This window comes from Rhodoplanes elegans, assembly GCF_016653355.1.
Taxonomy (GTDB): domain Bacteria; phylum Pseudomonadota; class Alphaproteobacteria; order Rhizobiales; family Xanthobacteraceae; genus Rhodoplanes; species Rhodoplanes elegans.
In genome coordinates this window covers 15,418-29,033 of sequence record NZ_NHSK01000002.1, presented here as the reverse complement: position 1 = coordinate 29,033, position 13,616 = coordinate 15,418, and the positions used below count along the sequence as shown (strand labels likewise).

General features: G+C 57.9%; 17 protein-coding genes and 1 pseudogene. 9 read left to right on the top strand and 9 right to left on the bottom strand.

What is annotated here, in order from left to right; all coding sequences use genetic code 11:
• Nucleotides 1-230 precede the first annotated feature (230 nt).
• Nucleotides 231-1,292 (top strand): annotated as a pseudogene (locus CCR97_RS00240) (IS630 family transposase).
• A 159-nt stretch (nt 1,293-1,451) separates the two neighbouring features.
• Here CCR97_RS00240 and CCR97_RS00235 read toward each other — a convergent pair.
• From CCR97_RS00235 to CCR97_RS00200, 9 genes are all read right to left on the bottom strand, one after another.
• On the bottom strand, nt 1,452-2,054 hold the full coding sequence (locus tag CCR97_RS00235; RefSeq protein WP_146618651.1) for a hypothetical protein: 603 nt from the start codon (nt 2,052-2,054) through the stop codon (nt 1,452-1,454).
• A gap of 1 nt (nt 2,055) precedes the next feature.
• Nucleotides 2,056-2,397, bottom strand: a complete 342-nt coding sequence (locus CCR97_RS00230) for a DUF5335 domain-containing protein (RefSeq protein ID WP_041751162.1) — start codon at nt 2,395-2,397, stop codon at nt 2,056-2,058.
• A 51-nt stretch (nt 2,398-2,448) separates the two neighbouring features.
• The gene (locus CCR97_RS00225; protein WP_012047523.1) at nt 2,449-3,768 is read right to left on the bottom strand and encodes a M16 family metallopeptidase; all 1,320 of its coding nucleotides are present in this window, start codon (nt 3,766-3,768) and stop codon (nt 2,449-2,451) included.
• Between the two features lie 7 nt (nt 3,769-3,775).
• A complete protein-coding gene (locus tag CCR97_RS00220) occupies nt 3,776-5,068 on the bottom strand; it encodes a M16 family metallopeptidase (RefSeq protein ID WP_049795449.1) in 1,293 nt (430 codons plus the stop codon).
• Between the two features lie 127 nt (nt 5,069-5,195).
• A complete protein-coding gene (locus CCR97_RS32205) occupies nt 5,196-6,200 on the bottom strand; it encodes a PDZ domain-containing protein (RefSeq protein WP_245428719.1) in 1,005 nt (334 codons plus the stop codon).
• The gene (locus CCR97_RS31480; protein WP_244670182.1) at nt 6,143-6,616 is read right to left on the bottom strand and encodes a Do family serine endopeptidase; all 474 of its coding nucleotides are present in this window, start codon (nt 6,614-6,616) and stop codon (nt 6,143-6,145) included. Before CCR97_RS31480 ends, CCR97_RS32205 begins: the two co-directional genes overlap by 58 nt.
• Nucleotides 6,613-7,116, bottom strand: a complete 504-nt coding sequence (locus tag CCR97_RS00210; RefSeq protein WP_041751161.1) for an Hsp20/alpha crystallin family protein — start codon at nt 7,114-7,116, stop codon at nt 6,613-6,615. The genes CCR97_RS31480 and CCR97_RS00210 overlap by 4 nt, the downstream gene beginning before the upstream one ends.
• A gap of 19 nt (nt 7,117-7,135) precedes the next feature.
• The gene (locus CCR97_RS00205; protein ID WP_111355648.1) at nt 7,136-7,519 is read right to left on the bottom strand and encodes an Hsp20/alpha crystallin family protein; all 384 of its coding nucleotides are present in this window, start codon (nt 7,517-7,519) and stop codon (nt 7,136-7,138) included.
• A gap of 16 nt (nt 7,520-7,535) precedes the next feature.
• A complete protein-coding gene (locus CCR97_RS00200; protein ID WP_012047518.1) occupies nt 7,536-7,976 on the bottom strand; it encodes an Hsp20/alpha crystallin family protein in 441 nt (146 codons plus the stop codon).
• Between the two features lie 278 nt (nt 7,977-8,254).
• Between CCR97_RS00200 and CCR97_RS00195 the strand changes: the two genes are divergently transcribed.
• The 8 genes from CCR97_RS00195 to CCR97_RS00160 all read left to right on the top strand — a co-directional run bounded on the left by CCR97_RS00195 (nt 8,255) and on the right by CCR97_RS00160 (nt 13,595).
• Nucleotides 8,255-8,869, top strand: a complete 615-nt coding sequence (locus tag CCR97_RS00195; RefSeq protein ID WP_111355647.1) for an HdeD family acid-resistance protein — start codon at nt 8,255-8,257, stop codon at nt 8,867-8,869.
• 151 nt (nt 8,870-9,020) lie between these two features.
• Nucleotides 9,021-9,932: a DnaJ C-terminal domain-containing protein gene (locus tag CCR97_RS00190; protein ID WP_041751160.1), complete on the top strand. Its 912-nt coding sequence runs from the start codon at nt 9,021-9,023 to the stop codon at nt 9,930-9,932.
• Nucleotides 9,933-10,283 (top strand): chaperone modulator CbpM, encoded by a 351-nt coding sequence (locus CCR97_RS00185; RefSeq protein WP_041751159.1) that lies wholly within the window; start codon nt 9,933-9,935, stop codon nt 10,281-10,283.
• Nucleotides 10,284-10,316: 33 nt separating this feature from the next.
• A complete protein-coding gene (locus CCR97_RS00180) occupies nt 10,317-10,880 on the top strand; it encodes an SDH family Clp fold serine proteinase (RefSeq protein WP_111355646.1) in 564 nt (187 codons plus the stop codon).
• A 53-nt stretch (nt 10,881-10,933) separates the two neighbouring features.
• Nucleotides 10,934-11,422, top strand: a complete 489-nt coding sequence (locus CCR97_RS00175) for a phosphate-starvation-inducible PsiE family protein (RefSeq protein WP_012047511.1) — start codon at nt 10,934-10,936, stop codon at nt 11,420-11,422.
• The gene (trxC, locus tag CCR97_RS00170; RefSeq protein WP_111355645.1) at nt 11,419-11,859 is read left to right on the top strand and encodes a thioredoxin TrxC; all 441 of its coding nucleotides are present in this window, start codon (nt 11,419-11,421) and stop codon (nt 11,857-11,859) included. Before CCR97_RS00175 ends, trxC begins: the two co-directional genes overlap by 4 nt.
• Before the next feature lie 33 nt (nt 11,860-11,892).
• A complete protein-coding gene (gene dps / locus CCR97_RS00165) occupies nt 11,893-12,549 on the top strand; it encodes a DNA starvation/stationary phase protection protein Dps (RefSeq protein ID WP_244670181.1) in 657 nt (218 codons plus the stop codon).
• 122 nt (nt 12,550-12,671) lie between these two features.
• Nucleotides 12,672-13,595 (top strand): HPF/RaiA family ribosome-associated protein, encoded by a 924-nt coding sequence (locus CCR97_RS00160; RefSeq protein WP_111355643.1) that lies wholly within the window; start codon nt 12,672-12,674, stop codon nt 13,593-13,595.
• Nucleotides 13,596-13,616: the final 21 nt, after the last annotated feature.

Here is a 13,616-nt window from a genome sequence, read left to right as displayed (position 1 = left end):
ACCTACGACGACATCGTCGACGCCGCCTGCGACGCTTGGCGACGCCTCGTCGCACAGCCGAACACGATCACCTCGATCGGACGCCGCGCATGGGCGCACATCGGTCAATCATGAGGGCCGTTGGTATTAATGAGTCTGAACCCTAATACCGGGTCCCTGAAATTATGACTCTTGGTCGATTCCCAGATTGAGGCGGGTCAGATTCACTGGGTGAACCAAGGAGGTCCGTCATGTTGGCTCCGATACCGTTGCGCCGCGATTTCGATGGCTCACAGCTTCGCGCTCTGGCTAGGAAGACCAAGGACGGGCCTGAAGCTCGGCGGCTTCTGGCGCTTGCCACGATTTATGGTGGCGCAACACGCACCGAGGCGGCCAAGACGGCGGGGTCGGCCTTCAGATCGTCCGGGACTGGGTGTTGCGCTTCAACGCGCGAGGGCCTGACGGTCTCCTGGGACGGCAAGTCGCTGGGGCAGCCATCCAAGCAACGACAGCCAACGCCAGGCGCTGGTCCGCATGATCGAAAGCGGTCCGATCCCGGCGGTCCATGGCGTGGTGCGTTGGCGGCTGATCGATCTGGCGCAATGGATATTCGAGGAATTCCGCATCACGATCGCCAAGCAGACGCTCAGCCGGGAGCTGCGCGCTATGGGCTACCGCAAACTCTCCGCCCGACCGCGCCACCAAGCGCAAGCAGCGGGCGCCATCGAGGATTTTAAAAAAGCTTCCCCACCCGTCTGGAGACGGTCGCGCGCCAGAAGGGCGTCGGCTGCGACACGATAGGAATCTGATTCGCCGACGAGGCCCGCATCGGCCAGAAGAACAAAATCACGCGTCGCTGAGCCAAGCGTGGCACCTGCCCCAGCGCGCCACGCGACCAGCGGACTGCTTCCACCTATATCTTCGGCGCGATCTGCCCCTAGGAGGGCAAGGGCGCGGCCTTGATCCCGCCGGCCTGCAACAGCGAGGCGATGAACCTGCATCTTGCGGAGATCGCCAAAACCGTTACGCCTGCTGCCCATGCCATCCTTCTGGTCGACCAAGCTGGCTGGCATGTGTCGAAGCGCTTCGTCGTGCCGGCCAATATCACCATCATTCCGCTGCCGCCAAAATGCCCTGAACTCAACCCGGTCGAAAACATCTGGCAGTTCATGCGCGACAACTAGGCTCTCCAACCGCGTCTTCAAATCTACGACGATCTCGTCGACCATTGTTGCGCGGCCTGGAACAAGCTCGTCGATCAGCCCTGGCGCATCATGTCAATAGGACTGCGCCAATGGGCACACGAGTTCTGATCAACGAGACTTGGTATAACTCCAAGGAGATAAGGAAATAATCATGAGTGCCCATGATCATATCTCGCTCCGCGCTCTTCCACGCTGGGGGGCTCCGTCGCGATGATGGCGGCAGGCAGGCGAAGAATTAGCGCAAACCGTTTTTATTCGATCGCGTACTTAGTTGAAAGCTAAGCCTTGTATCTGGCCGCAATTTTCGTGCGCGCCGCCAGCTATCGGTTCACCATCCTTGCTCCGTTGTGCCATTATTTTTACCTTCGCGTGCGCAAGTCTCAAAAAGAGATCGCGGCGACGAACGATTGGCCACCATGCGTATAAAAAGGTCTCGATCGGCTTCCAGTTGGCAACCCAGCCGAAAATAATCAGACTTTCCTCGAACACGCGGTTGAATGGTGTCGGAGCGTTGGCGTGAATCGCCTGACTTGCCACGATCGCGGCCGTGAGCACGGTTAGTCCGACTGCGAGCGATCGCCACCCAATTCGAAACGTCTCACGAAGCTCAAATGCAGCTTGTTCGGCACGATGGGCAAAATGCTGGTTGATTCCAATCGGAATCTCTTGGGCAAGTGGCTGACTGAATCCGGCTTGGGACAAATAGATCAAAATATGGACGGTCGCCGACCGGGGCAGGTCGCGCGCCCAACTCACGATAAAGTCTTCGGCGTCTCGATCAAGATCCCTCTCGCGAAATGGAAAGGGATCAAGGGTGTGAAAGAGCTGCGAGATATCCTCGACACGAACCTCTATCGTGTTGTCCGGCATGTCATCTTTCCGGCGGAGGCAACATCAGCGGATCCATCAGTTTGACGATTTGCTTTCGGCCTTCTCCATCGACAATTTCCAAGTTTGCAAGGCCGGCTGCTCCCTCGTCCGCAGCTAAGCTCCGGGGCTTATGGATGATGTGATCGAGGCCTTCGAGCGCCACTTCAATGATATCGTCCTTCGGATCATAAGTAATGCCAAAGATGAGAATCTGCTTGGCGACGATTTGGTCCCCTATCGGAAGACCCGCAACCTCAATTTCTGCCCGCTTTCCCTCTAGGCCATTGGAGATTCGATCGCAGTAAGATTTCCATTCGCTCTTTTGAAGTTGACGGACAGGCATTTGTTTCATGCTCCTCTAGCGGCGACACTCTCGTTTATTTTCGACATCAAATCAAAGGCCATTAGGTTCGCCCGCAACGGCGAAAGTCAGGGCATCAGTCGAAAACACCTTTCTGGCCGTACGTCTCACTAATTCCGGATCAATTGACTCGATCCTATTGCGCCATTGCTGAATGTAATCGATACCTTGCATCATACGTTGGACAGCAAGAAGTCTTGAAGAAATAGCGGACGTGCCGTCCATCGATACGGGCAACATGTCCTTGAGATAGGACTTCGCCGCTGTGATTTCTTTGTCTGAAATCTCTCCTTGGGCCATACGGCGCCACTCCGCCTGAATTGTTTCGATCGCTGGCTGTGTCTTGACGTTTTCCGTCGCGAACCGACCGATGAGAAGATCGGCTTGCGAAAGTGTCTCCGGGGCGGTGCGAATTGAGTACACGAGTCCCCGTCGTTCTCGCAGTTGAACGAACAATCGCGATGTCAGTGTCCCGCCTCCCAGGATGTGATTTAGCACGAGCAGGGGAAGGTATTCGGCCGAGGTCGGAGAAATGCCCGGTTGGCCGAAAACACATGCGGATTGGGGAAAGGGCAGACGCACAATGGCAGGCGCAAATGTTCGATACTCGGCCTTTGCACGAGCGTCGATTCCTCGACCCTTCGACCCATTTGGGAAACCACGATCAAGCAAATCCGATAATTCAGCGGCATTCACGTCGCCCGCTGCTGCCACAACGAGTTTCGAGTTCGTTAATCGAGACTGAAAGTTTTGCAAATCAGCCGACGTGATGCGGCCATTTGCTTCACGAGAGCCGAGCGGAGGATACTTATACGGATGTTCCGGGAAAGCAGCCTCCCACCACGCGCGTGAGGCGACATAAGCTGGATCGTTGTCAAGGCGCGCGAGATCAACGTCCCGTTTGATCCTGACCCGCTCGATGGCTTCAAGATCGAAGCGCGGCTGCAACAAAGCCAATCGGAGCAAATCGAATGCACGATTTCGATGCTCGCGTGCGACCTCGAGGTGTCCGACCAGCGCATCTCGGTCTGCGGCAAAGGATAGCGTAGCTCCGATATCCGCGAGTTGTTCCTGAAATGCCTTGGCATCAAATACACCGGCGCCCTCGGAAAGCATCTGAGCACCGAAATTGGCGAGTCCTCGTTTGTCATCAGGGTCAGACGCAGAGCCGGCTCCGATGAGGGCAAAGTCGACGACAATGATGGGAAGCTGCCGAGAGTCCGACAGCCAAGCCACGATTCCGGAGGAACTGTTGACGGTATGTATGTCCAAGGGAAACGCCTGGTGAGTTTGCAAAAACATAAAAGTGGTCACCCATAGGAGATGCGAGGCGCTTTTTAGCCGCACAGACATGCTTCATTCACCTTTCGGTCAACAAAAACGATGTTACCGAGCGCGTTGGTTGGAAGAGATCGTGAGCGACAACTGCGATCTCTTCGGCGGTGACGGAGGAAATCAAATCTTGTCGTTGTTCGATGTCATTTAGCGCCGCTCCAGTCATGAGAGCAGATCCAACTGTAAGTGCGGCTTTGTAGGTTCCATCGCGGGCTTGCAAGCCAGCCATGATGAGCTTCTGTTTTGCGCGCGTCAGATCGGCAGGGGCCGTTGAAAGAGTCTTTGCGACAGTATTGATCTCCTCGTCGATTGCGCCCCCCAACTGTTCCATTGTAACACCCGGCTTAGGAATCGCGTTGATCGCGAACATCGTTTCGTCGATCGCAGCGGGGTCGTAGCTCGCGGACACGTCAGTCGCCAATCCGCGCTCCATCACCAGACGACGATGAAGAATACCGGTCGCTCCGCTGCCAAGGAGTTCAGCCAGAACTTCGATTGCAGCGGTCTTGGACCGATTTTCCGTTCCATAGGACGGAGCCAAATACAGACGAAGCCATAAGGGACGGCCCGCTCGCTGGTCCTTCATGATGACGCGCCGTTCCGCGAGCGAGGGCGGCTCGGTGGCGCGCTTACGCGTTACGGCGTGAGCAGGTAGCTTCCCATAGTGCTTGGTCGCGAGACGCCTGAGCTGCTCAAAATCGATGTCGCCGGAAACGACGAGCAACGCATTACTAGGCCCATACCACCGACGATAAAAAGAAAGTGCATCCTCTTGAGTCCAAGAGCGAATTTCATGCATCCAGCCAATGACAGGAATTCCATAACGATGGTTGAGAAAAAGCGACGCAAGGGCTTGTTCGAGAAGCAATGCTTCCGGTTTGTTATCTGTACGCAAGCGCCGTTCTTCGACGATCACCTCCCGTTCGACAGCGACTTGTTGCGGAGTGAGCGCGAGATTGACCATGCGGTCGGCCTCAAGCTCCATGACTCTCTCAAGGTGAGCAGAGCCTACGGTCGCGTAGTAGGCGGTGAAGTCATAAGACGTAAATGCGTTCAGCTCGCCTCCAACCTCACCGATGAAACGGGCATAGGAGTCACCCGGATTGGCTGGCGTCCCCTTGAACATCAGATGCTCGAAAAAGTGAGCAAGACCCGATTTGCCCGGCTCCTCGTCGGCTGAGCCGACGCGATACCAAAGCATATGAGTGACGATCGGGAGACGGCGATCGGGGACATAGATGACCTTCATCCCGTTCGGCAGTTCGAAGGTCTGGGCATTTAGCGATTGTGCCTGAGCGATTGTCTGCAAGCTGCTCATGGTCGCATCGCCAATTGTAAGCGCCCAAACACAAACGACAGCCGTAAGCGACAATTTTCGAAGCGCAACGATAGCGCGCCAGCCTCTCGCCGATAACCTCCAAGAGGACATAGCCGATGCGCTCTGCCTACGTGATCAAGATAAAGAGCGACATGTCTCCACGCAGCACATCGAGCGCGGCGACACGGCCTGCCTCCTGCAGGGCGGCCTGGAATTCAGCCACATTGCGGACGGGTTTGCGGTTGACGGCGACGATCACATCGCCGGCGCGCAAGCCGCGCGCGGCTGCCGGGCTTCCGTCCTCAACCTCGGCGACCACGACGCCCTGGACCTTGCCGTACATAGGCATACCCGGACCGATGTCGCGAACAACCGCGCCGCGTAAACGCGGGATCGTTGTGCCCTTGTCGGTCTGTAAAGCGGCCGTTTGAGGAGAGGCCGAGCTTCGCTCGACGCGCGCTCGCAGCCGCCGCTCTGCGCCGTTTCGGAGGACTTTCAACTCGACGTCCTCACCGACGCGGGTCAGTCCAATGCGGTTACGCAGGTCGGATGCGCCGCGCACCGGCCGCCCGCCGAGGGCGGTCACGACATCTCCGGCCTTGACGCCGGCTTTGTCGGCCGCCGAACCCGGCTCAACCTGCACGACGACCGCGCCTTCAGCCGTCGCGGGTACGCCTATCGCCTTCGCAATATCCGGCGTGATATCCTGCACCACGAATCCGAGCCTACCGCGTTGGACTTCGCCGTAGCGAATGAGCTGATCCATGACGGAGCGAGCCATGTTGCTCGATACCGCAAAGCCGATTCCGACATTTCCGCCGGAAGGTGCAATGATGGCCGTATTGATCCCGATCAGTTCGCCACTGAGGGACACCAGGGCCCCACCGGAATTGCCCGGATTGATCGAGGCGTCGGTCTGAATGAAGTCCTCATAGCCTTCGGCATTGATGCCGCTACGCCCGAGCGCGCTCACAATGCCCATAGTAACGGTCTGCCCGAGGCCGAAGGGGTTGCCGATGGCGAGGGCGTAATCTCCGACTCGGACCTTGTCGGAATCGGCAAGCGGGAGCTGGGTCAGCCGATCAGCTTCGATTTGCACCAGCGCAATGTCGGTTGCGGAATCGCTGCCGATGACTTTGTCTTGAACTGTCGGCGGTCGCGCAACGTAACGACGATTTCGGTCGCCTTGTCGACCACGTGATGATTAGTGATCACGTAACCCTTACCGACGTCGACGATGACGCCTGAACCCGCGCTCATCTGCGGAGGAATCTTGTCGGGATCCGGCAACTCAAAGAAGCGACGGAAGAACGGATCCCGGAGCAGTGGATTATCCTGCACCGGCGACCGCGACAGCACGGAAATATTGACTACCGCGGGCGCCACTTTTTCGACCAGCGGAGCGAGGGTTGGCTGCGACGGAACGAGTGCTGCCTGTTGCGCGACTGCGGGAGCACTCCCGATCACGGCGGCAAAGCACAGGGTCAGAAGGACAGTTCGCACGTGCATTCTCATCGCAGCCACCTTCATTGAGGGCTTCTGGATCAAGCGCGCCGCACAGTAATCCGCTTTGTGGCGGCCGCAGCTTCCGGCTTTTTTGCAAGCTTGACGGTCAAGACACCATTCTTGAACGTGGCGTTGGCGGAGTCGAGATCGATGGTATCGGGCAGCGGCACGACTCGTTCGATCGAGCCAAAGGTCCGTTCCTGGAGATAATAGTCTTTCTCCTTCTTCTCGACCTCTGATTTTTTCTCGCCGCGAATCGTCAGCACGCCTTCAGCGAGGCTGATATCGATGTCTTTTTCGTCTATGCCGGGGAGTTCCGCCGTCACCTCGATTTCCTTGTCGCTCTCCGAAACATCAACGCTCGGCATTGAGATCGACCACGCGGACGACGTGGACGGCCAAGGCAGATCGAATCCCCGCCAGAAACTGTCGAAGGCCCGATTGATATCGTTTTGCAACGATTGGAGCGGCTGGCTTTGCTCGCGCCGAACCGGCACCTGCCGTTTGCCCCAGTTCCAGGGGATAAGATCGCGGATATTCATTGGAGTCCTCCTTGAACGGTCACGCCGCGCGGACATTGATCTTTTTGGCCGGGGATGGCGTAGCCTTCGGCAGCGTCAAACGCAGCACGCCATCCTTGAATTCGGCGTCGATCCGATCGCCGTCGACCAATTCCGAAAGCGTGAATGCTCGTTCGTAGTTACCGTCCTCGTACTCGGCATGGACCAGCGTATACCCTTGAGGCGCGAAGGGCTTGGAACTCGCGGTGATGGTCAACGTCCGCTTGTCCAGCGTGACGTTGAGGCTCTGCGGATCGGCACCCGGCATTTCCAGCAGCATGACCACCGCATCGTTGGTCTCGTAGATATCGGCAGCCGGGAGGAATGTCGGAGCCTGGCTTACAGGCTCGGTCTGCGCTTTAGCGCCTGATGTGTTGTCGGTCATGGAGAACCTCCCTCGTTCACGCCGGGTTGATCTTGATCTGGCGGGGCTTGTCGGCAGGCGGCCGCGGCAGTTCGAGAATGAGAACTCCCCGCTCGAAGCGTGCGGAGGCCTTTTCGGAGTCGACGCGGAAAGGAAGAACCAGTGTTCGGGCGAATGCACCCACCGTGCGTTCTTCCCGGTGAACCGTCGCGTCCTTGCCAGGCGCCGCAGGCTCGCGCTTTCCGCGCAGCGTCACCGTATCCTGGTGCACCGTAATGTCGATTTGGTCGGGCGCGACGCCCGGAATTTCCGCGGTGATGATGGCGCCGTCCGCCCCCGCCCAGACGTTGACGGGCGGGTACTCGGCCGGGACGGCAAACCTGAAGCCGCCGAAGGTGCGGTTCATTTCTTCCTGAAGTCGGCGCATATCGCGGGCCACGTCGGGCCACCGGCCGCCGAGCGCTAGATCAGTGAGCATGGCTAAAACTCCCTTTATCCCCTTCAGATCAACCGATAGCGCCCTCACGCATCGGCGCCTTGACATCAAGGCTGCATTTGCGTGGCTCAGCATTGACGGTCGTCAATGTGGCGCACCGAACGGAATGCCATCAATGATCAATGGCCAAGCGCATCAGGCTTGCATATTGTAGCACTTCGCCAGTCCGAGGGTGAGCCGGCTCACGATCACTCTAGCAACGGTCAAGTCTGGCAGCTTCGATGAGACTATTCGGCAGGTTGGTTTGAAAGGGCCTAATCATGAGCTACCAGAGTTTCGCAGAAAAAGACGTCAACTATGACGACTCCGGCCGTCGGCTGTTGTGCTCGTTGAGCACCAATTGGTGGGCATTTGTAATTCGCGGCGTTTTGGCGTTGATTCTCTCTGCTCTGGCATTCTGGATGCCAACACAGGCGTTGCTGGCGTTTACGCTCGTTTTTGGTGCTTTCTCGTTTGCCGACGGTGTGTTGGTCTTGATCGCGGCAGTGTACAATGTCCGCAAAGGCGAGCGCTGGGGATGGCTTGCCTTCAGCGGCATCCTGGGCGTTCTAACTGGCATTGTGGTGATCGTCTGGCCGCTCACGGCTACCTTGGCGCTCGCGTCGTTTTTATGGGCGAGCATTGCGGTCTGGTCGATTTTCACCGGAGCCTTTGAAATTTTCGCCGCTATACGCCTTCGTCATGAAATCAGGGGCGAAATCTGGCTAATTCTTAGCGGAGCGATTTCGGTTGTCCTCGGAGGCATTGTCGTTTGGCTCTTCTTGACCAAGCCTGTTGAAACTTTTGTGGCCGCCGGTTGGCTGCTGGCGACCTACGCTTTGTTTTCTGGCATCATTCTCACGATCCTGGGGCTGAGGCTGCGCCGACTGCGCTGATGGATTAGGTCGAGCCCGCGGATCCCCGGAGTGCGCCGCTCGTCTGGCGGCTTTGCGTCGAGCCCCCGACCGTAGCAGAATTAGCTTGTGCGCATCGGCTCTGCAGACCGGGCCGGTCACGGAAAACCACATATTGGTTCGGGGGCCCCGATTGAACGCAGATCCCTACAACGTCCTCGGCGTCAAGAAGGACGCTAGTCAGGACGACATTCAGAAGGCCTACCGCAAGCTTGCCAAGAAGCTGCACCCCGACCTCAACCCCGGCAACAAGCAGGCAGAGGAGCAATTCAAAGCCGTTTCAGCGGCTTACGATCTCCTGAGCGATCCGGAAAAGCGCGCGCGATTCGATCGTGGCGAGATCGACGCCTCGGGCCAGGAGCGGCCGCGGCAGCGCTACTATCGGGATTTTGCCGGCGGGGCGGCCGGTGACCATCCTTATGCATCATCAGAAGGATTTTCCGATTTCAGCGACGAGGGTGATCTTTTTTCCAGCCTGTTCGGCCGGGGCGGCCGGATGAACCTGAAGATGCGCGGGCAGGATGTGCATTACCGCCTGCCCGTCGAGTTCCTGGAGGCGGTCAATGGTGCGACGCGACGCATCACGCTCTCGGACGGCTCCACCGTCGATGTTACCGTCCCGCCCGGCGCGCGTGACGGCCAGCTTCTGCGGCTTGCCGGCAAGGGGGGCGCGGGGATCGGCGGCGGTCCGCCGGGCGACGCGTTTGTTGAAATTGTTGTGAAGCCACATCCGCTGTTCACGCGCAAAGATGACGATATCCATCTGGAATTGCCGGTCTCGCTCACCGAAGCCGTGCTGGGCGGTAAGATTTCCGTTCCCACACCGACGGGAGCCGTGTCGATGAACGTCCCAAAGGGCTCCAACACGGGCACGGTTCTGCGCCTGCGCGGCAAGGGTGTCGCGCGTTCGAACGGGACGCGGGGGGACGAGTATGTGAAACTAAAGGTGGTCCTGCCGGAGAAGCCCGATCCCGAGTTGGAGAAGTTCGTTCAAAGTTGGACCGCTGGCAAAGCCCACGATCCCCGCCGCGGCATGGAGGCGTAGATGCTCCATATCCCAGAATTTGTTTTGCGCTTGAAGGTGAGCCAGGACGTTGTCGAGACGTGGGTTGAGGAAGGATGGCTACGCCCGCAAAGAACCGACCAAGGACTGGCCTTTACGGAAATGGACATGTCCCGCGCGCAAATGATTCGCGATTTGCGCGAAGATCTGGGCGTCAACGAAGAAGGCATCGCCATCGTTCTCGATCTGATCGACCAGATGCACGGTCTCAGAAAGACGCTGCGCGAATTGTGCGAAGCCGTCGGCGTCCAGTCGCCCGAGCTGCAACAACGTATCCTTGCCGATATGCGCAGCCGGCGGCCGATACCGATGAAAGGCCCGGAGACCCCATGAGCACGCTCGATCCGTTACCATTTGGGACGCGCCATGCAGTTCAGTAAGGAAACGACTTTCAACATCTGGTATGTGGTTGCGGCCATCCGCGCGCACAAGGCGAAAGTGACCGTTTTCGTGCCTCATTACGCGATGTCCGGCGGTACGCTCATTGCACTCGCAGCCGATGAGATCGTCATGTGCCGGCACTCTGTGCTCGGCCCGATCGATCCGCAGCTCGGGCAATCGCCCGCGGCCTCTTTGCTTAAGGTGATCGAGCAGAAGCCGATTGCGGAGATCGACGACCAGACCCTGGTTCTTGCCGATGTCGGCCGCAAGGCGATTGCCCAGGTTAAAGCTGCTGCCAAGGAACTCCTGACGGATAAAATGCCCGAGGATAAGGCCGAAGCGCTCGCTGAAAAATTATCGACCGGACAATGGACGCACGACTATCCGATTTCGCCGACGGAGGCCAAAGACTTGGGCCTGCCTGTCAGCACGAACATGCCGGACGCAGTGCTCGAACTGATGACGCTTTATCCCCAGCCGGTACGGTCGCAAGGGGGCGGCGTCGAATATCTTCCGGTGCCGCGACAGAAGGAAGCGTTGCGAAAGTAACTTAAACAGGCGTGGTCAGAGAAAAGCCGGTGGCGCAGCGGACGGAGTCAACTATGAAATTGCTCGAACATTTGGACATCAAGACCACGCAATGGGAGGTCGCCAGCGTCTACGAGAAATTCGAGCAAGTGGTCGTTCTCATTCTGACCGGCTTGATCATCGTCGTTATCGCCTCCGCGGTCTGGCATCTGGCAATTAAGATCCTATTCGGCCTCGTCCTGGCCAGTTTTGATCCGACAGATCCTGCTGTTTTTCAGACAGTGTTTGGCATGATGTTTACCGTCATCATCGCCTTGGAATTCAAACATTCCATCCTAATCATGGTGAAGCGGGAACAAAGCGTCGTGCAGGTGCGCACGGTCGTCCTGATTGCCATGCTCGCGGTGATCCGGAAATTCATCATCATCGATTTGTCATCCGCTACGGCCAATCAAATGTTTGCGCTGGCGGCGGGCGTCATCGCTCTTGGCGCCGTCTATTGGCTCGTGCGCGATCAGGACCGAAAGGCCGAGATCGCAGAGCGTGAGAGGCCGGCAACATGAGTCAACACGTCACGCATATCGTTTGTCCTCATTGCGATGCCGTCAACCGCATCCCTGCGGACAAGCCGGCCAAAGAGGCCAAATGCGGCCGCTGTCATCGTGCGCTCTTCGACGGTCATCCGGCGGAGGTCATCGGCGAACGGCTGGAGAAGCATATCAAGTCAAATGAGATACCGGTCGTCGTCGATTTCTGGGCGCCGTGGTGCGGACCATGCCGCATGATGGCGCCGGCCTACGAGCGCACTGCGGGACAACTGGAGCCGAACGCGCGGTTGCTGAAGTTGAACACCGAGAATGATCCAAGCGCTGCGGAGCGTTACGACATAAGATCGATTCCCACCCTGATTATGTTTCGTAACGGCCAGATCGTAGATCGCGTGAGCGGCGCCATGGATGAACGCCGCCTTCAGCAATGGATCGCGTCGCACGCGCATTGAGTGCCTTAACGCGCTAAAAATGAGAGTATGCAAATGGCAAGGAAACCTGAACCGGATCCTCCTGAAACCGATGACGATCCTGTCCTTGAAGCGGACATCGAGTCGTTTCCCGCCAGCGATCCGCCGGGCTGGATTCCGGCGCGAATCGGTCCTGCGGTGCCCATCCCGGCCGAAAAGTTGTCAAGCAAGCGACTTCAGGAGGTAACCATGCATGACACCCGAATCGATTTGCCATCCAACGTTCGTGGAACCGCCATCGGATTGCTTCAGGCACGATTGACGGACGCCGTCGACCTCGCAAGCCAGGCCAAACAGGCTCATTGGAACGTCAGGGGACCAAGCTTTATAGCGCTGCACGAACTGTTCGATCAGGTCGCAACGACCGTGCGTGAGCATGCAGACATAATTGCCGAACGAATCGTAGCGCTCGGCGGCACGGCAGAGGGCACGGCGCGCGTTGCCGCCAAACAATCGACGCTTAAGGAATACCCACTCGAGATTATCGATGGGCGCGCCCATGTTTCCGCACTTGCTGATGCACTCGCTGCGTTTGGCGCGAATGTCCGTCGCAACATCGACGAGGCGGTTGAGGCGGGCGACCAGGGGACGGCCGACTTATTCACTGAGGTCTCCAGAAGTATCGACAAAACATTGTGGTTTGTCGAGGCCCATGGTCAGGCCAAGGCGTGATCTTTCGTGAAAAGACTGCAGGCGCTGAAGGAGACACCGTGCGCCTGCCCCTTGCGGCTCAGCGCCGCCAACAGGTGATATGACTGTTTTCGTTCAACCGGCCAGCGGAGACGCCCCTGTCCATGACAGCAGACTTAGGTCAAAACGCCAGTCACTTCAGCTGGAATATCGTCACGCGCAACCTGCACGGACACCCGTTTTTGCGAGAGAAACTTTACAGCAAAATTCGCGCTCTCGAACAGCATCTGCAACGTTTTCCCCCGGATGCTGTGCATCTTCTTATTGAACTCGACCGGCACGCGCGCAAGGAGGAGCATCGGGCCGTTCTTACGCTCCGGCTGCCGTCGCACATCTTGCATGCTGACAAGTCGGCAAAGTCAGCTATCACCGCATTGACGCATGCGGTAAAGGCGCTTCTGCAAGAACTAAAGGCTCTCAAAGAGAAGATGCGGGAAGAGCCGCAATGGAAACGCAAAGCGAGGCGCAAGAAGCTGTCATTTGCGTCCGGACCAAGCGAAGGTGGCGCGGTACCGCAAAGCGCCGCCGAAATCCGCGAAGCTTTCGTTGAAGGTCACCGCAGCCGGTTGACACGGTTCGCGCGCAGAGCTGTCAATCGCATTCCTAGCCAAGATGAGTCAGTCACCGATCGAGAGCTTGCGGAATTGGTTGGGGAGGCAAAAGACAAGCTTGCGGCTTTATCGAAGCGCCAAAAGCTGACAAATGATCGCGCGCATCTCTATCGCCTCGTCCGCAAGGCCATCGCACAGCGCGGCAGCGGCTCGCGAAAAGGGCATCCTCCGATCGCGCCCTCATCGCTTACCGGAGAAGCCTCTCCGAAATCCGGTTTGTTGTCGGCGATGGATCAGGTGCTAGCTACGTTATCCCCTTTCGAGCAAGAAGTGTTCGATTTGCATTACGTCGAAGGCTTTGAGACGGACGAGATCGCGATGGTCACCCGAAAGCCAGAGAAACAAGTCAAGGATGCTCTTGATGTCATCGAGAATCAAATTCGTCGGAGTCTGCGCTCGGAGCCGGTTGAGACATAGGAAGACAGCACCGAAGCGGTG